The organism is Sphingobacterium sp. B29, assembly GCF_001952815.1.
Taxonomy (GTDB): Bacteria; Bacteroidota; Bacteroidia; order Sphingobacteriales; family Sphingobacteriaceae; genus Sphingobacterium; species Sphingobacterium siyangense.
Map to the genome: position 1 here is coordinate 1,357,380 of NZ_CP019158.1, position 22,956 is coordinate 1,380,335.

The window sequence follows — 22,956 nt, forward strand, 5'->3', positions numbered from 1 at the left end:
ATGCCCTATTTTTTTCTGAAAGTGTCTGATCCTATTGGCCAGAAAGAACCTTCAGTCCACTTTAATTGCTGTTGGTGTCTGCGAAGTCATGCAGGTTTTGATCATTGTATTGCCTTTTTGATTAATTTTTTCGTTTCTCCTATGCGCCGTGCAAGATGAATCTAGGTTACTTGCGGACAGGATACTGGTGGTTGATTCCGTAAAATTCGAACTGTTTTTAAAGAAATAATTCGTAATTTCAAGTTCCTCACCCGAGTGAACGAAATATTTGTTAAATTTGTAATTATTATGGATGACCCCGCGCAATTATCGGAATACGGCAAAATCCTTATCATTCTTCTGATAGGGGCGCTGTTAGTCTGTGCGACCATTTTTCTTGCACGTTTAATCTCTCCGAAAAAGAATAATCCCATCAAATCTGGTACCTACGAATGTGGAGAGGATCCCATTGGTTCTTCTTGGGTTCAGTTTAATCCACGGTTTTATGTGATCGCCCTTGTATTTTTACTTTTTGATGTGGAGCTTATTTTTATTTTTCCATGGGCCACTGTATTTGGACAGTCTGAATATATTGCGGCAGATGGAAGATGGGGGTGGTTTACCATGATAGAAATGGCTATGTTCATTGGTATTTTAATTCTAGGGTTGGTTTTTGTCTGGAAAAAGGGCGATTTAGAATGGGTTAAACCGAATGTGTCCTTACCTAAAGTTCCTGTACCTATCCCGGATAGCGCCTATGCAAGCCTGAATAGCAAGACTTATCAGGTGCGTGATTATGCACTGGTTGTAGATGAAACTGTCGCGCACAAAACAACGGTAGATGAACAGGTGTCGACGCCGAAACCAGCCTTTAAACCTCGATTTAAAAAACCTGAGTAAGCATGAGTTTAGATAGTCAATTGCAGAATAATGGTGTTATTGTTGCCAAATTAGATGATTTGCTAAATTGGGCAAGATTATCTTCGATGTGGCCTATGAGCTTTGGTATTGCTTGCTGTGCCATTGAAATGATGGGGGCAATGGCTTCAACTTACGATTTAGATCGGATGGGCGTATTCCCAAGGCCTTCTCCAAGGCAATCCGACGTGATCATCATTGCTGGAACGGTTACCTTTAAGATGGCCGATCGTATCAAGAAACTATATGAACAGATGCCAGATCCTAAATATGTTATTTCGATGGGTTCTTGTTCCAACTGTGGTGGTCCATATTGGCAGCATGGTTATCATGTGGTCAAGGGGGTAGATCGCGTTATCCCTGTGGATGTTTATGTACAGGGATGTCCGCCACGTCCAGAGGCACTAATTGGTGCTTTTATTGAATTGCAAAAAAAGATAGACAAAGAAAGCTTGTTAGGTGAGCAATTGTTCAACGGAAAAGCTTAAAAGATAAATTTTATAAGATTTTAAATCAATTATGGCAAAAGATTTTTATGGTGAATTGCAATTGGGTATTCTTGGCGGTGGTCAACTGGGAAGAATGCTCATCCAGGAAGCCATTAATTACAATGTAAATGTTCATGTATTGGACCCGGATAAGAATGCTCCTTGTCGCAAGTTGTGCAATAAATTTGAATGTGGTTCATTGGGCGATTTTGAAACGGTCTATAATTTCGGTAAGGATTTGGACATGATCACGATCGAGATCGAGAAGGTGAATGTAGATGCTTTGGAGAAACTGGAAGGCGAGGGAGTAATCGTGTATCCACAATCACGTATCATTCGTCTGATTCAAGATAAAGGCCTACAAAAGCAATTTTTTAAACAAAACGATATACCAACTTCGGCGTTTCAATTGATATCCAATAAGGATAATTTAGTAAATGCCTCGTTAAACTTACCGTATATCCAGAAATTACGTAAGGATGGATATGATGGAAAAGGGGTGAAGAAGATTGTTACCCAACAGGATATACAAGAGGCGTTCGAAGAAGCTAGCTTAATTGAAGAATGGGTAGATTTTGAAAAGGAAATTGCGGTCATTGTTGCCCGGAATGATAAGGGGGAAGTGTCTACATTTCCAATGGTGGAGATGGAATTTAATCCTCAGGCTAACTTGGTGGAATTTTTGATTGCGCCGTCTTTGTATGGTGTAGAGATTCAACAACGCGCAGAGGCGATAGCAAAAAAGATTGCCGATGATTTGCAGATCGTAGGTATATTGGCTGTAGAGATGTTCCTAACGAAAAATGGTGATATTTTGGTCAACGAATTGGCTCCGCGCCCGCATAATAGTGGTCACCAGACAATAGAGGGTAATTACGTGTCGCAATTTGCACAGCATTTAAGGGCTATATTCAATCTACCGTTAGGTGATACCAGATGCAGAACGAATGCCGTTATGATTAACCTGTTAGGTGAACTTGGCTATGAAGGATTGGCCAAATATGAGGGAGTAGAAGAGGTGTTGGCAATGGAAGGCGTATATATCCATTTATATGGAAAGAAATATACGAAGCCATTCCGCAAGATGGGCCATGTTTGTATCATCAATGATGATCGGGAGAAAGCGATCTCCAATGCAAGAAAAGTACAAGAAATATTAAAAGTTAAAGCTTAAACAATACTATGTCAATCAATAATAAGGCCCAGGTAGGCATTATCATGGGAAGCAAATCAGACCTTCCTGTTATGCAGGATGCTATAGATGTGCTCAAAGCCCTTGGGGTGGAATTTGAGGTAACGATCGTCTCAGCACATCGTACACCACAACGTATGTTTGATTATGCGAAAAATGCGGCATTTCGTGGTTTGAAAGTTATTATTGCTGGAGCGGGTGGAGCGGCGCATTTGCCAGGAATGGTCGCTTCTATTACACATTTACCCGTAATAGGCGTTCCTGTAAAATCATCAAATTCCATTGATGGATGGGATTCGGTACTTTCCATTCTTCAGATGCCCAATGGTATTCCTGTAGCAACTGTCGCTTTAAATGCGGCGAAGAATGCAGGTATATTGGCTGCTCAGATTCTTGGTACACATGATGAAACAATCAGCAAGAATATCATCGAATTTAAAGAAGAGTTGGCGAGAAAAGTAATCGAGACCGCAGTAGATGTAGAAGATACCGAATTTTAAGCTGACAATCTTACAAAATAAAAAAGGGAGCATTGCTCCCTTTTTTATTTTGTAAGATCTGCCTGTACATAATCGTAGCTTTTTTTGAGACTTTCCATCTTATTTGGCATATAGATATTGTCTTGCTCAACAAAAGCATATTTAAGTCCGGCTTTATTCCTTTCTTTAACGATTTCAGGGAAGTTGATGCTTCCGGTCCCCACTTCGGTATACTTGATATCATTGAAGATTTGCTCAATCGGCAATTTCCCATCTTTGGGCCATTCAATAGGATTGGATTTTGTTTTATCCATATCCTTGACATGCCAAAGTTTAAAACGGTTGGGGAATTTTTCAAACAAAGCTATCGGGTTTTTACCAGCTTTCTCTGCCCAGAAAAGGTCTAATTCAAAATCGACCAAATCAGGTTCAGTGAATGCTAACATCACCTCTTCACCCGTTGTATTATTGCCCAGATCCCTAAATTCCCAGAAGTGGTTGTGATAAGCAACTTTTAGACCTAATTTTTTAGCCTGTTCACCAGCCTTATTCAATTGCTCTGCAGCATAGAGATAATCGTCTTTTTTCAATGCATTCAGATCAAACATCGGTGTTACAGGAGCAATTACATATTCTTGACCAAGTTCTTTTGCTGCATCAAAATAAACCGCAAGGTCTTCTTTGTCGGTGTGGGCTTTACTTAGGTATTTGGACATATCGTAATGGCCTGAATGTGTTTTTAGACCGTTATCATCCAATATTTTCTTCAACTCTTTGTAGGGCAATTTCCAGAACTGTTTGGCTGTGGCGTCTATCCCATAGAGCTCAACATGTTTATACCCAATTTTGGCAATTTGTTCCAAAGATCCTTTCGGATCTTTATCCATTAAATCGCGGATGGAATAAAGCTGTACGCCTATATTCTGTAATGGATTGTCGCTGATTGCACCGGCTTTATTTTGACAAGATATAAAGTTGGGCACCAGATAAGCTGCCGAAAGACCTATTCCAGCTTGCTTTAAAAATTGACGGCGAGAATTGTTCATCATATAATTGATTACTTGTTAGTGTACAATGTACAATTATTTGTTCAGAAATCAATGGTGCAACAAGGAATATTTTTGAAGAGTATGTTGATTTTATAAACTATAAAATCTTCGGAGAGCCAAGGTTTTGTAGGTCGGTAAGAGTCCGTTTAAAGGGGGGAGTGGGGAGGTCTTCATACCAATAAAAAAGGTCTGAATATTTTTCAGACCTTTTTTCTATTCAAGTAGGAAAATTTAAACAGTCATGATATCTTTTTCTTTCAGTTCAGCCAATTTATCAACTTTTACAATGAATGCATCTGTTAACTTTTGAACTTCACCTTCGGCAGTTTTGATTTCATCTTCTGAAGCACCGTCATTTTTTAATTTTTTGATGGATTCGTTAACATCCTTACGAATATTACGAACACCAATACGGCCTTTTTCAGTTTCCTCTTTTACTTTTTTAACAAGGTCACGTCTTCTTTCTTCTGTCAAAGGAGGAACATTTAGACGAATAACGATACCGTCATTCTGCGGATTGATTCCTAGGTTGGCGTCTGTGATAGATTTTTCAATTGCGTTGATAAGCGATTTTTCCCAAGGCTGAATGACAATAGTCCGTGCATCAGTTGTATTGATGTTGGCCACTTGTGAAAGCGGAGTGGCGCTACCATAATAGTCTACTGAAATTCCATCTAACATAGATGGAGAAGCTTTACCCGCACGAATTTTAGTTAATTCGGATTCGGTGTGAGCAACTGCTTTGGACATCTTGTCTTTACAATCGTCCAATTCAATTGAAATTAGTTCGTTCATATAAGATTACGTTTTTTACAGATTTAAAATTATTTAACCACAGTTCCGACATGTTCACCATTGGCAAGTTTTAATAAATTGCCAGGTTTGTTCATATCAAATACAATGATCGGTAATTTGTTTTCTTGACAAAGGGTAAAGGCAGTCATATCCATGACATTTAATCCTTTCTCATAAACCTCTGTGAATGATATTTCTTCAAATTTTGTTGCACTAGGATCTTTTTCAGGATCGGCAGTATAGATACCATCTACACGTGTTCCTTTCAATACAGCATCGGCATTGATTTCGATTGCACGCAAAGATGCAGCAGTATCTGTCGTGAAATATGGGTTTCCAGTACCAGCTCCGAAAATAACAATACGGCCTTTTTCCAAGTGGCGAACGGCTCTTCTACGAATAAATGGTTCGCAGATTTGCTCCATTTTGATCGCAGTAAGCAAACGTGTCTTTTTCCCAACTTTCTCAAGCGCATCTTGAAGAGCCATGCTGTTGATTACTGTGGCAAGCATGCCCATATAGTCTGCTTGAACACGGTCCATGCCTGATTTTTCAGCGCTTAGACCACGGTATATATTACCGCCACCGATAACAATTGCAATTTCTAAACCTTGATCGTGAATTTCTTTGATATCATTAGCGTATTGTGATACACGGTTAATATCGATACCATAGCTTTGGTCACCCATTAAGGATTCACCGCTAAGTTTTAATAAGATACGTTTGTATTTCATAATTGTTTTTTTGGAAATTTTCCAAAGGTCAAAGATAAAATATTTTTTTCATCCCTTAAGCCTTAAAGTGATATTTATTGTGCTTTTATTGTTTGATTAATGACTTCTTGGTAATACTGCTCATACAAAGGCATAATATTAGACAATTGGAATCTTTTTGCATGATTTAATGCTGCTTCTTTAAATTTCTCTAAGCGTTCCCCATCTTCCAAGATATAAATTGCATTCTTCGCCATATCATCAACATCACCAACAGCACTGAGAAACCCAGTGATACCGTTTTCATTCAGCTCGGGTAAACCTCCGGTATTGGAAGAGATGACTGGAACTTGACATGCCATGGCTTCTAAAGCCGCAAGACCGAAACTTTCCGAACTTGAAGGCATCAGAAAGAGATCTGATACAGACAATATTTCTTCCACTGCGTCCTGTTTCCCTAAGAAACGGACGTCTTTGCATACATCAAGTTCTCTGGATAGTTCCTCTGCATTTCGACGTTCTGGACCATCACCTACCATCAATAATTTGGAAGGGATTACATCATGTACTTTCTTAAAAATACGAATAACATCTTCTGTATTCTTAACCTTCCTAAAGTTGGAGGTATGAACCAATATACGTTCATTGCCCGGTGCAATGGCTTTTTTGAAATGTGACCGATCTTTATTGCTGAACCTGTCCAGATCAATAAAGTTTGGGATCACTTTGATGTCTCGGGTAATGTCAAAGTATTGGAGCGTTTGATCTTTCAGATTCTGTGATACCGCAGTTACGCCATCGGATTGATTGATGGAGAATGTAACAACAGGACTAAAACTCTTGTCTTTACCAACCAGTGTAATATCTGTACCATGTAAGGTCGTTACTACAGGAATATTAATGCCATACGTAGTGAGTAAGATCTGTTTTGCCATAAATGCCGCCGATGCATGTGGAATGGCATAGTGGACGTGAATCAAATCCAACTTTTCAAAACGAACAACATCAACCAGTTTGCTGGCTAATGCAGATTCATAGGGTAGAAAGTCGAAAAGTGGATACTGCGAAACAGCTACCTCATGGTAGTATAGGTTTTCAGAGAAGAAATCCAGACGTGCGGGTTGTCGGTAGGTGATAAAATGGATCTCATGTCCATTAGCGGCCAAAGCCTTTCCTAGTTCGGTTGCAACAACACCACTTCCACCAAAGGTGGGATAACAAACAATTCCTATTTTCATCTGCGTAATTATGTCTGAGCGTATATGTTTAACGGCATCCCGTTATACGCGCTGTTTAATTTGTGTTTAAAGGTTCCAAGGAACCTAATGTTAGTATTCTGCGTGTTGTCGTCCAAGACATGTGATGTCTATCACATATAAACTATTTTTATTCATAAGGCACCGACGAAGTTATTTACCTTAACAATTGTCTTTTTAAATTATTTCATGCTAACATGAAAAATTGATAACGCTTATTCATGAATTTTGTGTTGCAAATTTCGTCTATTTATGCGTAAAATAACAAAAACCAATTGCCATAGTTTTGTGAATTTTTTGATTGGTTAAAAAGCACTATCTTTAAATAGACATTAAATCGGTATATGGATAACTTTATAAGTGATATTTCAGGACAGCAATTTCCTTCGGAGCAACGTATTTTGGGGGCTTCAATCCGACAACCTATTTTTAAGCTGATAAAAAAGGAATATCCAAGTTTTAGTAAGGACAAGTATGTCGCTGCAAGCGAGTTGAAACGATTTAAGGAAACTTATATCTCCGAATTTCTGAAAGATGAGTCGGGGCAATTAAGTCAATTGGATCAGCAGGTAATCAATAGCTTTAAGGAAAATAAAGTAATCAGCGCAAGTCTGGACGGAGATAATAAGGAGTCAGTCAGCGTAGGAGATCGGGTTGCAGATAAAGTGGCTGAGTTTGGTGGAAGCTGGACCTTTATTATTTCCTTTATCTTATTTTTGATCGTTTGGATTGCAGCCAATATCTTTTGGTTAAATAATAAAGGCTTTGACCCGTATCCCTTTATTTTACTTAACTTGATTTTGTCCTGTGTGGCGGCCTTGCAGGCTCCGGTTATTATGATGAGTCAAAACAGACAGGAAGATAAGGATCGTGAACGCGCAAGAAATGACTATATGGTCAACTTGAAGGCTGAACTCGAAATCAGGGAATTACATGAAAAAATAGATCATCTCATTATCCGAAAAGAACAAGAACTTGTCGAAGTACAACGGGATCAAGTGGAAAAATTGAGCTTTCTATTAAAAAAGATGGAAAAAATAGAAGAAGCATTTAAAAATAAATGAATTTAGAAGGAGTAATAGGAGAACTTACGTTTAGGTTTTCCAGGTCGGGTGGAGCAGGTGGACAACATGTAAACAAGGTGTCATCGAAAGTATTGCTGCAGTGGGATGTTGCGCTATCGACAGCTGTTTCTGCTGAGGAAAAAGCAATGGTGTTCACCGCATTGGCAAATCGTATAAATAAAGAAGGAATACTGCAATTGGAATGCGATATCGACCGGTCGCAGGTCCGCAATAAAGAAATCGCAATCGATCGCTTTAAGCGTATATTGACGGCCGCACTTGTGCCAGCAAAACCTCGTAAGAAAACCAAAACTCCGTATTCGAGTGTTCTCAAAAGGCTGGATCGAAAGAAACAACAATCGCAATTAAAAGCTTCAAGGAAAAAGAATTTCGATGAATAAATATGACAATATTCCGTATTGACAAAAAATAATAAGTTGGTTATCAGTCTATTGTTTTTTAAACTAATTTATTAGTTGTTAAACTATGTTTTTAGTTATAACTTGTCTATTGATTTATTATTCAGGTATTTAATTTATTCTTGAGGAGTTATGGAGGATTTTAAAGAGTTAACGAAAGCTGAAGAGCAGATTATGCAAGAGCTCTGGGAGATGGGCCGTGGCTTTGTCAAAGAGATTATTGATCGACTTTCGGAACCGAAACCTGCTTACAATACGGTCTCGACCATCGTTCGTATTCTTGAAACGAAGGGCTTTGTAACGCATGAATCCTTTGGTAAAAGTCATCAATATTTACCAAAGATTTCAAAAGAGGAATATAAGAAAGGTATTACAGGTAAGTTATTAACCAATTATTTTGATAATTCGCCCAAAAGTATGCTCTCTTATTTTCTGGAAGAGAACAGGTTGGACATCAAAGAACTTGATGACATCTTGTCCATCATCGAACGTAATAAATAACAACCAATACTCTTTTATAAACTTTTGATTATGATTTACTTATTGATTGTCAATATTTCATTGATTATCAGTTTTGTGCTCTACAAACTGATTTTTAGAAAACTTACTTTTTTTCAATGGAATCGGATCTATCTGATTGGAATGGTTGCATTTTCTTTACTAGCTCCCGTGGGTATTTTTATTGAATTGCCCAAGACAGAGATGATTTCCAATCATATTCCACAGGTCGATTTAGGAACATATATGGATGTCGAAATCGGGAGCCCGATCGAAGAAAAACCTCTTTTTCTATTGGATATTCTTACCAAGATCTATTGGATAGGAGTGGCCGTCGCCTTTTTTTTCCTGGCGGTGCGTATCAGGCAACTTGTTCGGGTATTGCGCTCTTCTCCTGAATACCTGAGTTTTTCTTTTTTTAATAGGATCGTGATTGGAAAATCGATTAAAAACAAGGAGAATATTGCATGGCATGAGCAGGTCCATACTGCCCAGGGGCATTCCTACGATTTGGTGTTGATTGAGCTGCTGAAAATTTTTAATTGGTTCAATCCTGTTGTGTATTTCTTTCAAAAGGAAATAAGGTTTCAACACGAGTATATTGTAGATGAAATATGCTCGACCGATAAAGTGGCTTATGCAGAAATGCTGGTTGCTCATGCATTACGTACAGATCAATTGGCTTTTTCACATGAGTTTTCCAATCATTCTTTTTTAAAGCAGCGCATCACGATGTTATTTAAAGTTAAATCCGTACAAAGACAACGCCTGTTATATGTGATTGTGTTGCCCATGCTATTGGTGGTAGCGGGGTCTACGTTGATCTTTAATACGAGTAGGGCCAAGGATATGGTAGCGGATGTTGAAGAAAGCGTCAATAGGTTAACTGTGATTGACGAGCAGACATTATCGAACCAACCTGAGGAGTTAAAAAACGAACAGGTAAATGAAGACAGGAAGGTCTACAAAGACCCGGAGGTATTGGCCATTCCAGTTGGAGGAATGAAAAAGTATGTCATGGGATTGAGCAGTAGAATCCACGTGAGTGATGAAGCAATCAAGAATAATGTGATCGGGGTAATTGTCATCACAGCCATCGTGGAGAAAAACGGTGAGTTGAGCCATATAAAGGCTAAGAATGATTTGGGGCATGGCCTGGCATCAGCTGTGGAAAATGCTGTAAAAGCAAGTGGGAAATGGAAACCTGCAATCGTCAATGGGAAAGTCGTTCGATCGCTGCTTTCCTTGCCCGTCACCGTTGGCGGGAAAACAACTTATTATTGGGAGGAAACCGACACATTGGGCAGAAAGGTCCGGATGTCATCTCATTCATTCCCGGGCGCTGAATCTGGTGAAGAGACGGAAAAACAACTCAAGGAAGTAAAATCGATAAGGACGGAAAATGAGAGCGACCGCTGGAATCTTTCATTGGATTTTCAGTCCGACTTAGTAACTTTTGATAAAGTTGAGGTGCCACCAACACCTATTGGGGGAATGCGATCTTTTATGATCTGGGTAGGCGATAATTTTGTTTTTCCTGAAGCAGCAATTAAACGGGAGGTTAATGGCATTGTTGAAGTGGCTTTTATTGTCGAAAAGGATGGTAGTTTATCCCATGTTGATGTAAAAAAAGATCTTGGTTATGGAATCAAAGAGGCGGCATTGGAGCTCCTAAAAGGTGCGAAAAAATGGAAACCGGGATTAGTCAACGGTAAACCGGTACGCGTGGCTTACACATTGCCGATTCGTTTAAATTTAAAGAAGTAAAGATTAGATCATAAATATGCAGAGCAGATTCATTCAAATTTTCTATTTTATTGTGGTTTTGGCCATGCTTTCTTCCTGTAAGTCCTATAAAGTGGTTCCCAACGGTTTTGCTGTACAAGGAGATGAGTATTTTGTTAATATTAACAAAGAGCTCACCGTATTCCTCGGAGATGATATTATGGAGGATAAAAATTGGCAAGGTAAGACTAATCCGATTAATGCAAAGCAGGTTGACAATCGATTTCGTCGTGTATTGCGCCATTTACGCTATTCAGATACCGCGTATCAGGTTTTGTTTTCTGGACATCTGGAAGGAAAATATCGGTATGACATGCTTGCTGTAGTCAACAATTCGCCAAATGTAAAAGGGAAAAAAAATCACCTACTTGATTTAAGTTCTTTTCAACGGGAGCAAAATAAGGAGGGGCGATATTTTTATACGACTACAACTTTTAAAGGGCAAAAACTGCTTCATTTTGTAATACCTTTTAATGGGCGCCTTTGGCAAGAGAAAATGGTGTCGCTGATCTTTCTCTTCCCTGAGGATTTTACCGATATCGCGTGGGCGAAGGATGTAGTGATGTCTAATGTTGCTATGTATCGCGATCGTTATAAATTTACCCCGAGCCGCACGGAGATTTTATGCCCCGATGATGGTAGTAGCCGTTCGCATTTGGATTATAAAATACCTGAAGAAAAGGTGAATAAAACAGGCTATATGTTAATGAAGGCTTATGGCGAAGTTGACGGAGAACGAAAGCTGGTTGTTTACCGCGTGATGAAGCCCGGAGATTTTTATGGGTCCTTTGTGACCTGTAAAGGGGATTATGAAATTCTGTATACCACATTGCAAGACAAAATTGTTTGGCAGACTAAGGTGAATACAGAGCGGGATGTCGAATTCTAAAGAAAAAATTGAAAGCCTTGGATCAATAATCCAGGGCTTTCAATTTATTCTTTAAATGTAAAATTTCATTTTGGAGCTGCTCAACTTTTTCCAATAGATGGCTAGCAACCTGAATTCCTGCAGGATTTACTTCAAGATCATAATAGAGATTTGAAAAACGCTCCAATTTTTGGAGCTCCTCTTCATCAATATATTGTTCTTCTTGTTGAATGACAATATGTATGAGTCCGTATTCCTCCATGCTTTGAAGAAAGGCTGTTTCAACCTTTCTGGACTGGCAGAAGTCGATGACTTTAATGAGTGTCGTTTCCATAAGATTATTGTTTTAAATCCTTCAACTGTTGGAACAATGCCTTTTCTTCGGCAGACAGATTATTGGGCATTTGGATATTCAATGTGACATAAAGGTCGCCAAATTCACCTTCTTTACGGTATAAGGGAAATCCTTTTCCTTTAAGTCGCATTTTTGCGCCATTTTGACTTTCGGCTTTAATCTTCAGTTTAACCTTTCCGCCGAACGTATCTAAGGTCACTTCGCCGCCTAGAATAGCTGTATAGAGGTCTACATCAAGTGTAGTGTATAAGTCATTCCCCTGGCGTTTAAAATGGGCATCTGGTGTGATATTAATTGTGATATAGAGATCTCCCTTTGGCCCCCCGTTGATGCCCTCACTGCCATAGCCTTTCAGTTTGATTTTTTGACCATCCTCCACTCCGGCATGAATCGTGATGCGGATACTTTTTCCATTGATATTGAAGGTCTGTTGATGTGTCGTGTAAGCTTCTTGTAAGGTTAAGCTGAGTTCGGCATTAAAGTCCTGTCCACGAAATGTACTTTGGCGGCCTCCCCCGCGTCTGCTGCCAAACATCTGTTCGAAGAAATCCGAGAATTGCCCATCATCAAAGTTTCCGGTGTACTCGTGGGAACCGCCGCTTCCAAATGGATTTCCCCCAGCTCCGAATGGATTTCCTCCGGCGGATTGGGACTGACGGTATTGTTGCTGCGCTTTTTCATACTCCTCTCCATGTTGCCAATGTTCGCCGTATTGGTCATATTTTTTGCGCTTTTCGGGATCGGATAGTACTTCATTTGCCTCATTAATCTCCTGAAATCGTTGTTTGGCCTCATTGTCATTGGGGTTGACATCAGGATGGTATTTACGGGCTAGTTTTCGATATGCTTTTTTGATCTCATCAGCTGAAGCTGTTTTATCAATGCCAAGCACTTTATAGTAATCTACAAAAGCCATAAATTATACTTGTTTTGTATTAAAGATAACAATAATTGTGGATAAAAGGTTTATGATAAAGGTCATTTTAATACATAAAAAAAGCAAGTAAACAATCATTTACTTGCTTTTTTATTTAGTATAAAGTAATCCTTATTACAGCCGATAATTTGACCTTACTCTTTATTATTGTCAACCACCAGGCGATTTTCCCGATTGGCTATTTGCCATGCGGTGTAAAATGCGAGCTTTTCACGTTTAACCATCAATGGAAAGTCGATCTTGTCATAGGTATCTGCAGGTGTGTGGTAGTCCGGATGCAAGCCCGAAAAGTAAAATACAGATGGTATACCTTTCTTGGCAAAGTTATAATGATCGGAGCGATAGTAGAGGCGCATAGGATCCTTTGGATTGTCATACATATAGTCAATCTCCAGTTTCGTATGTTTTTCATTCTCATTTTTATTGATCTGATATAACTCCGAGCTCAATTTATCTGAACCGATCGCATGGATATAATCGTGATTACCTTTGAGATGTTTGTCGTCAACACGGCCAATCATATCAATATTAATGCAGGCAACGGTGTTTTTCAGTGGAAATATGGGATTTTCTGTATAGAATTTGGAACCCAATAAACCTTTTTCTTCTGCCGCATAGGTGATGAACAAAATACTGCGCCGAGGGCCATTTCCGGTTGATTTAGCTTTCGAAAAAGCACGTGCCAACTCTAGGACAGCTGCTGTGCCCGAGGCATTGTCATCGGCCCCAAAGAAGATATTTCCTTTGGAATCCATTCCATCGTGGTCATAGTGGCCCCCGATCACAACGATTTCGTCTTTTTTATCTGTTCCTTCCAGATAGCCAAGAATATTAGGATCGGCTAAAGGTGCAGCATTGGTGCCAAACTCAGCTTTAAAATTTGTTGAAATAGAAAAGGAATTCGGTTGTCCCGTACGATTAATTTTTGCAACCACAGTAGCAAGATTGGTTCTCGCCAGGTTTAGAATATAATTTGCTGCATGGTCTGTAATATTGACCACGGGGATCATGGGCGACTTTTCCGGCGCAGGTTGATCCACCGCCAAATTATAACGGCCCTCAATAGCTCGGTCTCCTGCATCCTCCAAAAGTTGAGACAGCTGACTATTGATGGCTAGTACCATTTTGGGACTGTGTTTAAGGATTTCCTTGACTTTTTTATTTCGGGTTGTTGCCCAGTCCGAAGTAGTCTTTTTGCTGGTAATCCATGAATTCCCTTTCTCATCTGTTGGCTCATTCTCATTGATCAACATAACGATCTTATTGCGGAGATCCATGCCTGAGATATCCGAATACTTGGGATCATCTATACCATAGCCAATAAACACAATTTCATTGCTTTCGAAGAACTTGTTCTCATTGTTGCCAATGACAAAAATGTCCTTACCGTGTTGGAAGGGTCTATCGTTAATACTAAATTGCTTTACCTTAAAGCTGTTGCGAATTAGCTGCAGGGGTTGGAAATAGGATCCATTGACAGGCGCACTGAGTCCATATTTTTTAAATTCATTGGCAATATATTCTGCTGCCAGGCGCCCCCCTTTTTGGCCGGTCCCTCGGCCTTCAAAATCGACAGAAGCTAAAGTACGCAGATGCTTCTGCGTCGATTCTACTGTGATTTCATCCGCATATTTACTGTTTACGTCCTGTGCTTTTGCGCAGCTCATCAGGGAGCATGCGATCCAAAGCAGGTTGTATATTTTTTTCATTGTTTATTTTTTACTAGTGCGACTTTCAACGCTTTATTTTTGTAATTCTAATTAACCGGATTAAGCGAGCATCATCTGCTTAATCTTATAACAGGTGTCAGTATCTGCACAATATATAAAAAAAAGCGGATGAAAAGTGTAGTTTACCTTTCATCCGCTTCTTAAAAAATGTTAATTTATTAACAGCTACAAGCTATTTTGTTTACACGATTAGCGTGACGTCCACCCTCGAATTCCGTGTCCATAAATGTGTTGACGATCTTTTTAGCAAGGTCAATGTCAATAAAGCGTGCAGGTATACATACGACGTTCGCATCATTATGCTGACGGGCTAAAGCCGAAATTTCCTCCAGCCAACAGATAGCAGCACGAATATTTTGGTGTTTATTCGCTGTGATAGCAACACCATTTGCACTTCCACAAATCAAGACTCCGGCATCAGCTTCTTTATTTTCTACTGCTGATGCAACTGGGTGTGCGAAATCTGGATAATCAACTGAATCTGGAGAGTTTGTTCCAAAGTCTGTTACTTCATAACCCAGTTCATTCAAAAAGCTTACCAAAGCTGTTTTGTATTCAAAACCAGCATGGTCACTTCCAATCGCAATTTTCTTTACGCTGCTCATTTTTATTGTTATTTTATTTTTCTTGTGCTAATTTTTTTTCTTTTGACATCCGCAGAAACCATAATACTGATCTCATATAATAAGAACATTGGTGCTGCAACGGTCAACATGGTGATCACATCTGCAGAAGGTGTAATGATCGCTGCTATCACTAAAATAATTACAGTTGCATAACGACGGCTGGCTCGCATAAATTCAGGGGTCATAATGCCTATTTTCGAGAGAATAAACACCAGTATCGGCAGTAGGAAAACAATTCCACAGCCCAATGTTAATGTTGCTATCGTAGAAAGGTAGTTATCGATGGTAATCTGGTTGACGATTTCATCACTTAGGGATACATTTGCCAGAAAGTTGATGGATAAGGGTACAACGATGTAGTATCCGAAGAGTGCTCCTAAAATAAACAATAAAGAAGAGTAAAAAACAAAACCACGTGCAGACCGTCTTTCCACATCGGTCAATGCTGGTTTTACAAATAACCAGATTTCAAAAAGAAGGTAAGGGAAGCCCATCATCAAAGCCATCAATAAACAGGAGTTTATCTGAAGCATAAATTGACCTGCTAGTTCGGTATTGATGATATTAAAAGGAATTTTCTTGACACAGAAGTCCGCTAAATTGAAAGCATCTGCGGCTTTACACATCATGCGATAGGTCCAAAAATTTAAATTCTTTGGCCCCATGATGATATCGTTGAATACGAAATCGTAAAATGTAAAGGCAATACCTGCAAAGATACAGATCGCAATTGCTGAACGGACCAAATGCCATCTCAAAACCTCAAGGTGGTCAAAAAAAGACATTTCTGCTTCTATATTCTTCCCTTTATCTTTAATAGCTTGTATTAGATCTTTCGAATTAGGTGTACTCATAAAAATTGTTTGGAAACAAAAATACCATTCTTATTGTAAAGAATGGTATTTTTTATGTATGTAAAGATAATTTTATTTAATCTTCTGCTGGATATTCCGTTAGGTCGAAAGTTTCCATAAACTTTGTCGTGAAATTGCCGGCTCTAAAGTTAGGGTCGCGCATCAATCTCAAATGTAAAGGAATGGTTGTTTTGATCCCTTCAATGACGAATTCGCTTAACGCACGTTCCATGGTACAGATTGCTTCCTCACGTGTTTGTGCAACAGTGATCAATTTAGCAATCATAGAATCATAGTTCGGCGGAATGGAATAACCAGAGTAAACGTGTGTATCTACACGTACACCATGTCCACCTGGTGAGTGGAAGTTGGTGATTTTACCTGGTGAAGGGCGGAAATTGTTAAAAGGGTCCTCCGCATTGATACGACATTCAATTGCATGCATTCCTGGTTCATAGTTTTTACCAGAGATCGGAATTCCTGCGGCCACTTTTATCTGTTCTTTGATCAAGTCAAAGTTGATTACCTCTTCCGTTACAGGGTGTTCTACTTGGATACGAGTGTTCATTTCCATAAAGTAGAAGTTGCGGTGTTTGTCAACCAAGAATTCGATTGTACCAGCACCTTCATAGTTTACAGCTTTAGCACCTTTGACAGCAGCCTCTCCCATTTCAGCTCTCAATTCGGGAGTCATAAAAGGTGATGGAGATTCTTCGATCAATTTTTGGTGACGACGTTGTATCGAACAGTCACGTTCAGATAGGTGACATACTGTACCGAACTGATCGCCCACAATTTGGAATTCGATGTGACGCGGTTCTTCTACATATTTTTCAAGGTAGATGCCATCGTTACCGAAAGCCGCAGCAGATTCAACACGTGCAGAATCCCAAGCTGGTTCGAACTCTTCATCTTTCCAAATGATACGCATACCACGACCACCACCACCGGCAGTTGCTTTGATGATTACTGGGTAGCCGATTTCATTCGCTAATATAATACCTTCTTTTACGTTTGAGATCAAACCATCCGATCCTGGAACGGTTGGAACACCAGCTTTTTTCATGGTATCCTTAGCACGGGATTTATCACCCATTTTTTCGATCTGTTCTGCAGTAGCACCAATAAATTTGATGCCATATTCTGCACAGATTGCTGAAAAGCGTGCGTTTTCCGATAAGAAACCGTATCCTGGATGAATCGCATCTGCATTTGTCAATTCAGCTGCAGAAATAATATTTGGAATGTTTAAGTAAGAGTCTCTACTCGGTGGAGGACCAATACAAACTGCTTCATCCGCAAATCTTACGTGTAAGCTGTCTCTATCAGCAGTCGAATATACTGCAACACTTTTAATACCCATTTCACGACAGGTACGGATAATGCGCAGGGCAATCTCGCCTCTATTTGCAATTAATATTTTTTTGAACATTGTCTTGAATTATGAAGTTTGCAAAAAATGTAGCCCTTTGGAGGCTACATATATTCATTTACGTAATTGTAAATTACTTAGGCTCAACTAAGAATAATGGTTGGTCGAACTCAACAGGTTGAGCGTCTTCTACCAAAATCTTAACGATTTTACCTGAAACTTCAGATTCAATTTCGTTGAATAATTTCATAGCTTCAACGATACATAATACAGAACCGGTATTGATATCATCACCGATATTAACGAAAGATGGTTTACCTGGTCCAGCCGAACGGTAGAATGTACCGATCATTGGTGATTTGATTGTTATCAAGTTTGCGTCAGCGTTTACCGCTGGTGCTGCAGGGCTAGCCACAGGAGCTGGCGCCGCTGCTTGTGCAACTTGAGGAGCAGCAATTGGAGCAACAGCAGGAACAGTAGCTGTCACGTACGTAGGCTCTTGATTTGTCTTTATTGTAATTTTAAAATCTTGCTCTTCAATTGAGACTTCATTCACACCTGATTTTGAAACGAATTTAATCAAGTCCTGAATTTGTTTGATATCCATACCCATAGTATTCTAGGTTTTGTTTGTTTCTAAAAAATTCTAACTGTCAAAAGTAATAAATTATACCATAAAATGGACAATTAATACGCCCATTTTAAATAGATGGATCCCCAAGTGAAACCACCGCCGAAAGCTGCAAGGATAAGATTATCTCCTTTTTTCAATTGAGATTCCCATTCCCATAGGCATAAAGGAATAGTACCACTGGTGGTATTTCCATATTTTTGAATGTTCACCATCACTTTTTCTTCCGGAAGACCCACACGTTCTGCAGTTGCATCAATAATACGTTTGTTGGCCTGATGAGGTACCAACCAAGCAATATCTTCTGACTTTAAGTTATTTTTGACCATAACTTCATGTGCTACATCAGCCATATTGGTTACTGCAAATTTAAACACCGTACGACCTTCTTGGTAAGCATAATGTAATCCTGCATCTACAGTTGCATGCGACGCCGGATTCAGTGAACCTCCACCTTTGATATTCAAAAACTGTCCTCCGGAACCATCGGTTTTTAAAATAGCATCCTGTATACCCATTCCTTCTTCATTTGGCTCCAACAATACACAACCACAGCCATCACCAAATAGGATACAGGTATTACGGTCTTGATAATTTATTACTGAAGACATTTTATCTGCACCGATAACAAGGACTTTTTTATGTGTACCAGCAGTGATAAATTGTGTTCCTGTATTCAGACCGAACAAGAAACCTGAACAAGCAGCCTGAAGATCAAATCCCCATGCATTTGTAGCTCCGATTTTATCGGCCAGAATATTTGCAGTCGCAGGGAACAGCATATCTGGTGTGCTTGTGCAAAAGATAATAAGGTCAATATCTGTAGCAGCTATACCTCTTTTTTTCAATAAACCTTGAACTGCAGGTACAGCAAGATCTGAAGTAGCAAGCCCTTCACCTTTTAAGATGCGACGCTCTTTGATTCCCGTTCTGGAAACAATCCATTCGTCGTTGGTGTCGACCATTGTTTCCAATTCTTTGTTAGTAAGGATATAATCCGGAACGTAACCATTTACAGCCGTGATTGCGGCGTGAATCTTTGACATAAATATTCTAATTGAAAATAGATCTGATGCTGTCAATGAACTTAGACTCGATCATATCTCTTGAAAATAAAACCATATTTTTAATGGCCTCAGGTGTCGAAATACCATGGCCAATAATGACAGGAGCATTAACTCCCAAGATGGGGCTTCCGCCGTACTGCTCGTAGTTGAATCGGTCGAAGAAATCATCTTTAAAACCTTTTTTCAACGTCACTACATAAAATGATTCTGCGAGTTTCAAGACGACGTTGCCTGTAAATCCATCACAGACGTAAACGTCGGCATGGTCACTGAACAGGTCACGGCCTTCTGCATTTCCGATAAAGTTAATCTTGTCGTTGGCTTTAAGTAGGGGGTAGGTAGAGGTTGTTAGGATGTTTCCTTTTTCTTCTTCTTCTCCGATATTCAATAATCCAACTTTAGGATTGGATACATTAAACACATGTTCGGCAAAGACACTTCCCAAGATTGCAAATTGGTTCAACATCTCTGGTTTACAGTCCGCATTAGCGCCGACGTCCAATAAGATTCCGAAGCCTGATTTTAATTTGGGAACAATGGATGCTATTGCAGGACGTAATACGCCTGGGATAGCTTTAACGCTGAACATTGAGCCCACAAGCATGGCGCCAGTATTACCAGCAGAAGCGAATGAGTCAATTTCTTTGTTTTTTAAATATTCAAATCCCTTCGCAATACTTGAGTTGGGTTTTTGAGTTATTGCTTTGGTAGGATGTTCACCCATTGCAATGACTTCTGGAGCCTCTACATATTCAAAGTCAGATGAATTTCCTCCGGCTTGATTGATTAATTGTTTAGTCTCTTCAGTGTTACCAAAAAGGACTATTTTTTGGTCTCCAGTAAGCTGTTTTTGTGCTTCAATAGCACCTGTTATCGTTGCTTTAGGAGCATAATCTCCTCCTAAAATATCTAAACCAATCTTCATCCGTTATTATTTAGTAAATCAATAATACGCAAAAAACATCCCAAAGTAAAGCAAATTTCTAAAATAGTGCTTGTCTGGGATGTTTTGGTGTTATGAAAGGTTTACCTTAGACAACAGCTGTATTTTCAATGATCAATTTACCGTTGTAGTACAAGTTTCCGTCTACAGTATACGCACGGTGAGGTAAATGAACTGCGCCAGTTTCTTTACATACTGTCAAGCTTGGAGCTTCAGCTTTATAATGTGTTCTTCTTTTGTCTCTTCTTGATTTAGAAGTTTTACGTTTTGGATGTGCCATCTCGTATTTTTGTTTTAGTTATTTTTAATATTTCTCAATGCTTCCCAACGTGGGTCGATAATTTCTTCTTCTTTTTGTTCTTCTGAATCAGGCTCGCTTGTAAATAACGCGAGCATCTCAGGATCACATTGTATACCTTGTCCCTGCTCTTCACATTTTACGATATAGGGAACAGCTAAATTAATGTATTCGTATAATAACTCAGCTATATCCAACTCATGGTCGCTTTTGGATAAGATCAACACCTCTTCGGTATTATCTGTCCAATCTTCATCCGTGAATTTGACTAATATTCGTTCTTGAATTGAAATCGGTGACATAAACTCTTTTAAGCAGGTATCACAAGTCAATTGAATTTCGCCTTGGATATCAAAATGCAAAATCAATAGATTTTCTTGTTTTTGCAATTCAACTTCTGCTTTCAGATTGCCATCTTTTACAATCGAATGTTCGTAACAGTCAAAGAACTTTTTATTAATGTCAAACTCAAAATTGTGCTTTCCAGCGTTGAGCCCCGAAAAGGGAATTCTGTATTGTTTTAGATGTTTCACAATCTTGCATTTGAGCCTGCAAAGGTATGTATAAAATCATTAGGATAGAAATATTTTTTTAAATATTCCGAAGCAAAGCTTTATATACACCAGTAACAGGGCTTATTCATAATAATTTTTGCCTAACTCTATCTTTTCGCGCCCATTTGCCATACGCCATTTGTTGGTGTCACGTAGCGAATAAGCACAGCCGCAATATTCCTGCATATAGAACTTCTCCTTTTTGGAGACTTCAAGCATACGGGCAGAACCACCTTTCTTGCGCCAGTTGAATGTCCAATACTCCATCCCTTCATGGCGGGAGGCCGCACGTAAACCACAGTCATTGATTTGCTCCATGTTTTTCCAACGGGAAATACCCAGCGAACTTGAAATCACATCAAAGCCATTCGCAGCTGCATACTCAGCCGTTTTTTCAAAACGCATATCAAAACACATGGTGCAGCGAATGCCTCTTTCAGGCTCTTGCTCCATCCCTTTGGCCAAATCGAACCAATGATCAACATCGTAATCCGCATCAATAAAAGGGATATTATGTTTTTCCGCAAATCGGATGTTCTCGTCTTTGCGTAAATCATATTCTTTGCGGGGATGAATATTGGGATTGTAAAAATAGATTGTAAAATCGATATCCGAAGCAATGAGTGCTTCCATCACTTCTCCAGAACAAGGAGCACAGCAGGAGTGTAAAAGTAATTTTTTGCCCTCTCCCGGTAATGCCAACCTCTCCCTTACAAATTCTTTATTTTCCATAATCGTATGTGCTAACAAAAAACAAGGACAATTTTAATCAAAAAGTAGCGAATTGACAAATATTTCCGTTTTACTTATACGAGTTTGCCCTTAAAAGAATCATATAAATTCGTTTATATGCTGCATATATTAGTAGATTTGTATGTTTAACGCAATACACTATTTTTAATAAAAAATATATGAAATTTTCGTTTCGATCCTGTATTATCCTATTCTTTGTTAGTGTAATAGGTTTTACATCATGCAAGAAACTGGATGATGAACCTGTAAGAACGGGTGCTACTTTGATCTCCAGATTGTATGTTTCTTTCTCGGATTACGACCAGAACAATTCCGCGCTTAAAAACATGATGATTATCGATCCGGCTGATACAACCAACTTGGATAATATCTATCAATATCTTTCTCCGGCAAAAGGTGGTGGCCCAATTCTTTTTGATGCAGCAGCCCGGGCTATCTTTCAGGCAAGTGTTACAGCACAAGATACTTTTCTTCAAGTGATTCCATTTGCCAATGAGATCTATGGAATTCCTGGTAATGCAGGTGCTATTGGATATACTGGTTTTACAAATGTAAGGGGTTTGGCTTATTATACTTATGCCCAACAAAATGGTACTTCTGGATCTGTTACAACACCATTTCTTTTGGCTGTTACAAATCGCGGAGCAGGTAACTCCATGTTATATGCTATAAGTACACCAAGTGGAAAAGTAGGATCAAAAGGCGGAGCACCGATCATTGACAAACAGATTAACCTGGGGACCATTGTTCCGAGTTCACTGACCTTATTGAACAGCATCACGAGTGATAGTAATGAGAAATTGGTGCTGGTTGGTTTTAATAATGAAGGAACAGAAAATAAAAGTGGTTTTGCGGTATATTCACAACTCAAACAAGAACTCATCGACCGTGCTCGCGATACCATTGTAGCTTCCACTAGATTTACGCCAATGATGAAAGTATATATCAATGGTAAAACGGGATTAGGCTCGGTATCCTACGCTCCCAAAAAGAACTTGTTGGCGGTAACTTCCGGTAGTGAAGTACTATTTTTCAAAGATCCAAATACCTTATTTAGCGGCACCACGGATAAAATGAACGTGGAACCGGATTATGTTGTCGGTGGGGCTAATACAGGCTTAGTAAAACCTTGGGGTGTAGCGATTGATGACCGTACGGACCAAGGAAAATTCTTTTATGTTTCTGATCTAACGAATCGTACAATTTCGCGTTTTCCATTGGTTGGCTTAAGTGAAGGCAATGTAAAACCCGATATTGCGGCGAAAACCTATGGCTCCATGACGCCTAATTATATCTTTTTAGATGCTCGTGAAGCTAATGTTTTCTAACATGC

General features: G+C 39.2%; 26 protein-coding genes. 10 read left to right on the top strand and 16 right to left on the bottom strand.

Features of this window, described 5'->3' with window-relative positions:
• Window positions 1-288: 288 nt before the first annotated feature.
• Genes BV902_RS05730 through purE form a run of 4 tightly spaced genes read left to right on the top strand, consistent with a single transcriptional unit; the run spans window position 289 to window position 3,077 of the window.
• Window positions 289-879 carry an NADH-quinone oxidoreductase subunit A gene (locus tag BV902_RS05730; RefSeq protein ID WP_075991126.1) on the top strand — a complete coding sequence of 197 codons (591 nt, stop codon included), beginning with the start codon at window positions 289-291 and terminating at the stop codon, window positions 877-879.
• A gap of 2 nt (window positions 880-881) precedes the next feature.
• Complete coding sequence (locus BV902_RS05735) at window positions 882-1,385, top strand: NADH-quinone oxidoreductase subunit B (protein WP_075991127.1); 504 nt, start codon at window positions 882-884, stop codon at window positions 1,383-1,385.
• Window positions 1,386-1,416: 31 nt separating this feature from the next.
• Entirely contained in the window at window positions 1,417-2,559 is a 1,143-nt protein-coding gene (locus tag BV902_RS05740; RefSeq protein ID WP_075991128.1) for a 5-(carboxyamino)imidazole ribonucleotide synthase, read from the top strand.
• A gap of 8 nt (window positions 2,560-2,567) precedes the next feature.
• Complete coding sequence (purE, locus tag BV902_RS05745; protein WP_075991129.1) at window positions 2,568-3,077, top strand: 5-(carboxyamino)imidazole ribonucleotide mutase; 510 nt, start codon at window positions 2,568-2,570, stop codon at window positions 3,075-3,077.
• Between the two features lie 44 nt (window positions 3,078-3,121).
• On the opposite strand, the gene BV902_RS05750 is transcribed toward purE, so the two are convergent.
• From BV902_RS05750 to bshA, 4 genes are all read right to left on the bottom strand, one after another.
• Entirely contained in the window at window positions 3,122-4,105 is a 984-nt protein-coding gene (locus tag BV902_RS05750) for a sugar phosphate isomerase/epimerase family protein (RefSeq protein ID WP_237241987.1), read from the bottom strand.
• Window positions 4,106-4,336: 231 nt separating this feature from the next.
• A complete protein-coding gene (gene frr / locus BV902_RS05755) occupies window positions 4,337-4,900 on the bottom strand; it encodes a ribosome recycling factor (RefSeq protein WP_075991131.1) in 564 nt (187 codons plus the stop codon).
• 29 nt (window positions 4,901-4,929) lie between these two features.
• On the bottom strand, window positions 4,930-5,634 hold the full coding sequence (gene pyrH / locus BV902_RS05760) for a UMP kinase (RefSeq protein WP_075991132.1): 705 nt from the start codon (window positions 5,632-5,634) through the stop codon (window positions 4,930-4,932).
• Window positions 5,635-5,708: 74 nt separating this feature from the next.
• Window positions 5,709-6,851, bottom strand: coding sequence for an N-acetyl-alpha-D-glucosaminyl L-malate synthase BshA (gene bshA, locus BV902_RS05765; RefSeq protein WP_075991133.1), 1,143 nt, complete (start codon window positions 6,849-6,851; stop codon window positions 5,709-5,711).
• Window positions 6,852-7,213: 362 nt separating this feature from the next.
• On the opposite strand from bshA, the gene BV902_RS05770 reads away from it, so the two are divergent.
• From BV902_RS05770 to BV902_RS05790, 5 genes are all read left to right on the top strand, one after another.
• The gene (locus tag BV902_RS05770; RefSeq protein WP_075991134.1) at window positions 7,214-7,933 is read left to right on the top strand and encodes a DUF1003 domain-containing protein; all 720 of its coding nucleotides are present in this window, start codon (window positions 7,214-7,216) and stop codon (window positions 7,931-7,933) included.
• On the top strand, window positions 7,930-8,334 hold the full coding sequence (arfB, locus tag BV902_RS05775) for an alternative ribosome rescue aminoacyl-tRNA hydrolase ArfB (protein ID WP_075991135.1): 405 nt from the start codon (window positions 7,930-7,932) through the stop codon (window positions 8,332-8,334). Before BV902_RS05770 ends, arfB begins: the two co-directional genes overlap by 4 nt.
• A 150-nt stretch (window positions 8,335-8,484) precedes the next feature.
• Window positions 8,485-8,853 carry a BlaI/MecI/CopY family transcriptional regulator gene (locus BV902_RS05780; protein WP_075991136.1) on the top strand — a complete coding sequence of 123 codons (369 nt, stop codon included), beginning with the start codon at window positions 8,485-8,487 and terminating at the stop codon, window positions 8,851-8,853.
• Window positions 8,854-8,883: 30 nt separating this feature from the next.
• The gene (locus BV902_RS27645; RefSeq protein ID WP_075991137.1) at window positions 8,884-10,617 is read left to right on the top strand and encodes an energy transducer TonB; all 1,734 of its coding nucleotides are present in this window, start codon (window positions 8,884-8,886) and stop codon (window positions 10,615-10,617) included.
• A 16-nt stretch (window positions 10,618-10,633) separates the two neighbouring features.
• Complete coding sequence (locus tag BV902_RS05790) at window positions 10,634-11,524, top strand: hypothetical protein (protein WP_075991138.1); 891 nt, start codon at window positions 10,634-10,636, stop codon at window positions 11,522-11,524.
• A gap of 22 nt (window positions 11,525-11,546) precedes the next feature.
• On the opposite strand, the gene BV902_RS05795 is transcribed toward BV902_RS05790, so the two are convergent.
• The 12 genes from BV902_RS05795 to BV902_RS05850 all read right to left on the bottom strand — a co-directional run bounded on the left by BV902_RS05795 (window position 11,547) and on the right by BV902_RS05850 (window position 21,602).
• A complete protein-coding gene (locus BV902_RS05795) occupies window positions 11,547-11,837 on the bottom strand; it encodes a chaperone modulator CbpM (RefSeq protein WP_075991139.1) in 291 nt (96 codons plus the stop codon).
• Window positions 11,838-11,841: 4 nt separating this feature from the next.
• Window positions 11,842-12,774, bottom strand: coding sequence for a DnaJ C-terminal domain-containing protein (locus tag BV902_RS05800; protein WP_075991140.1), 933 nt, complete (start codon window positions 12,772-12,774; stop codon window positions 11,842-11,844).
• 155 nt (window positions 12,775-12,929) lie between these two features.
• Window positions 12,930-14,504, bottom strand: coding sequence for a M28 family peptidase (locus tag BV902_RS05805; RefSeq protein ID WP_075991141.1), 1,575 nt, complete (start codon window positions 14,502-14,504; stop codon window positions 12,930-12,932).
• Between the two features lie 179 nt (window positions 14,505-14,683).
• On the bottom strand, window positions 14,684-15,130 hold the full coding sequence (rpiB, locus tag BV902_RS05810; RefSeq protein ID WP_075991142.1) for a ribose 5-phosphate isomerase B: 447 nt from the start codon (window positions 15,128-15,130) through the stop codon (window positions 14,684-14,686).
• 8 nt (window positions 15,131-15,138) lie between these two features.
• A complete protein-coding gene (tatC, locus tag BV902_RS05815) occupies window positions 15,139-16,005 on the bottom strand; it encodes a twin-arginine translocase subunit TatC (RefSeq protein WP_075991143.1) in 867 nt (288 codons plus the stop codon).
• Window positions 16,006-16,081: 76 nt separating this feature from the next.
• Entirely contained in the window at window positions 16,082-17,437 is a 1,356-nt protein-coding gene (accC, locus tag BV902_RS05820) for an acetyl-CoA carboxylase biotin carboxylase subunit (RefSeq protein WP_075991144.1), read from the bottom strand.
• A 73-nt stretch (window positions 17,438-17,510) separates the two neighbouring features.
• A complete protein-coding gene (gene accB, locus BV902_RS05825) occupies window positions 17,511-17,990 on the bottom strand; it encodes an acetyl-CoA carboxylase biotin carboxyl carrier protein (protein WP_075991145.1) in 480 nt (159 codons plus the stop codon).
• A 74-nt stretch (window positions 17,991-18,064) separates the two neighbouring features.
• Complete coding sequence (locus BV902_RS05830; protein ID WP_046672271.1) at window positions 18,065-19,054, bottom strand: beta-ketoacyl-ACP synthase III; 990 nt, start codon at window positions 19,052-19,054, stop codon at window positions 18,065-18,067.
• A 7-nt stretch (window positions 19,055-19,061) separates the two neighbouring features.
• The gene (gene plsX, locus BV902_RS05835; protein ID WP_075991146.1) at window positions 19,062-20,000 is read right to left on the bottom strand and encodes a phosphate acyltransferase PlsX; all 939 of its coding nucleotides are present in this window, start codon (window positions 19,998-20,000) and stop codon (window positions 19,062-19,064) included.
• Between the two features lie 106 nt (window positions 20,001-20,106).
• Window positions 20,107-20,298: a 50S ribosomal protein L32 gene (gene rpmF, locus BV902_RS05840; RefSeq protein WP_046672269.1), complete on the bottom strand. Its 192-nt coding sequence runs from the start codon at window positions 20,296-20,298 to the stop codon at window positions 20,107-20,109.
• Window positions 20,299-20,312: 14 nt separating this feature from the next.
• The gene (locus BV902_RS05845) at window positions 20,313-20,849 is read right to left on the bottom strand and encodes a YceD family protein (RefSeq protein ID WP_046672268.1); all 537 of its coding nucleotides are present in this window, start codon (window positions 20,847-20,849) and stop codon (window positions 20,313-20,315) included.
• Window positions 20,850-20,951: 102 nt separating this feature from the next.
• On the bottom strand, window positions 20,952-21,602 hold the full coding sequence (locus BV902_RS05850) for an epoxyqueuosine reductase QueH (RefSeq protein WP_075991147.1): 651 nt from the start codon (window positions 21,600-21,602) through the stop codon (window positions 20,952-20,954).
• 179 nt (window positions 21,603-21,781) lie between these two features.
• Between BV902_RS05850 and BV902_RS05855 the strand changes: the two genes are divergently transcribed.
• The gene (locus BV902_RS05855; protein ID WP_075991148.1) at window positions 21,782-22,951 is read left to right on the top strand and encodes a hypothetical protein; all 1,170 of its coding nucleotides are present in this window, start codon (window positions 21,782-21,784) and stop codon (window positions 22,949-22,951) included.
• Window positions 22,952-22,956 lie beyond the last annotated feature (5 nt).

Excerpts from the sequence above, each read along its gene's own strand:
- BV902_RS05730 (WP_075991126.1), top strand. The coding sequence starts at position 289 with ATGGATGACCCCGCGCAATTATCGGAATACGGCAAAATCCTTATCATT.
- BV902_RS05735 (WP_075991127.1), top strand. The coding sequence starts at position 882 with ATGAGTTTAGATAGTCAATTGCAGAATAATGGTGTTATTGTTGCCAAA.
- BV902_RS05740 (WP_075991128.1), top strand. The coding sequence starts at position 1,417 with ATGGCAAAAGATTTTTATGGTGAATTGCAATTGGGTATTCTTGGCGGT.
- purE (WP_075991129.1), top strand. The coding sequence starts at position 2,568 with ATGTCAATCAATAATAAGGCCCAGGTAGGCATTATCATGGGAAGCAAA.
- BV902_RS05750 (WP_237241987.1), bottom strand. The coding sequence starts at position 4,105 with ATGATGAACAATTCTCGCCGTCAATTTTTAAAGCAAGCTGGAATAGGT.
- frr (WP_075991131.1), bottom strand. The coding sequence starts at position 4,900 with ATGAACGAACTAATTTCAATTGAATTGGACGATTGTAAAGACAAGATG.
- pyrH (WP_075991132.1), bottom strand. The coding sequence starts at position 5,634 with ATGAAATACAAACGTATCTTATTAAAACTTAGCGGTGAATCCTTAATG.
- bshA (WP_075991133.1), bottom strand. The coding sequence starts at position 6,851 with ATGAAAATAGGAATTGTTTGTTATCCCACCTTTGGTGGAAGTGGTGTT.
- BV902_RS05770 (WP_075991134.1), top strand. The coding sequence starts at position 7,214 with ATGGATAACTTTATAAGTGATATTTCAGGACAGCAATTTCCTTCGGAG.
- arfB (WP_075991135.1), top strand. The coding sequence starts at position 7,930 with ATGAATTTAGAAGGAGTAATAGGAGAACTTACGTTTAGGTTTTCCAGG.
- BV902_RS05780 (WP_075991136.1), top strand. The coding sequence starts at position 8,485 with ATGGAGGATTTTAAAGAGTTAACGAAAGCTGAAGAGCAGATTATGCAA.
- BV902_RS27645 (WP_075991137.1), top strand. The coding sequence starts at position 8,884 with ATGATTTACTTATTGATTGTCAATATTTCATTGATTATCAGTTTTGTG.
- BV902_RS05790 (WP_075991138.1), top strand. The coding sequence starts at position 10,634 with ATGCAGAGCAGATTCATTCAAATTTTCTATTTTATTGTGGTTTTGGCC.
- BV902_RS05795 (WP_075991139.1), bottom strand. The coding sequence starts at position 11,837 with ATGGAAACGACACTCATTAAAGTCATCGACTTCTGCCAGTCCAGAAAG.
- BV902_RS05800 (WP_075991140.1), bottom strand. The coding sequence starts at position 12,774 with ATGGCTTTTGTAGATTACTATAAAGTGCTTGGCATTGATAAAACAGCT.
- BV902_RS05805 (WP_075991141.1), bottom strand. The coding sequence starts at position 14,504 with ATGAAAAAAATATACAACCTGCTTTGGATCGCATGCTCCCTGATGAGC.
- rpiB (WP_075991142.1), bottom strand. The coding sequence starts at position 15,130 with ATGAGCAGCGTAAAGAAAATTGCGATTGGAAGTGACCATGCTGGTTTT.
- tatC (WP_075991143.1), bottom strand. The coding sequence starts at position 16,005 with ATGAGTACACCTAATTCGAAAGATCTAATACAAGCTATTAAAGATAAA.
- accC (WP_075991144.1), bottom strand. The coding sequence starts at position 17,437 with ATGTTCAAAAAAATATTAATTGCAAATAGAGGCGAGATTGCCCTGCGC.
- accB (WP_075991145.1), bottom strand. The coding sequence starts at position 17,990 with ATGGGTATGGATATCAAACAAATTCAGGACTTGATTAAATTCGTTTCA.
- BV902_RS05830 (WP_046672271.1), bottom strand. The coding sequence starts at position 19,054 with ATGTCAAAGATTCACGCCGCAATCACGGCTGTAAATGGTTACGTTCCG.
- plsX (WP_075991146.1), bottom strand. The coding sequence starts at position 20,000 with ATGAAGATTGGTTTAGATATTTTAGGAGGAGATTATGCTCCTAAAGCA.
- rpmF (WP_046672269.1), bottom strand. The coding sequence starts at position 20,298 with ATGGCACATCCAAAACGTAAAACTTCTAAATCAAGAAGAGACAAAAGA.
- BV902_RS05850 (WP_075991147.1), bottom strand. The coding sequence starts at position 21,602 with ATGGAAAATAAAGAATTTGTAAGGGAGAGGTTGGCATTACCGGGAGAG.
- BV902_RS05855 (WP_075991148.1), top strand. The coding sequence starts at position 21,782 with ATGAAATTTTCGTTTCGATCCTGTATTATCCTATTCTTTGTTAGTGTA.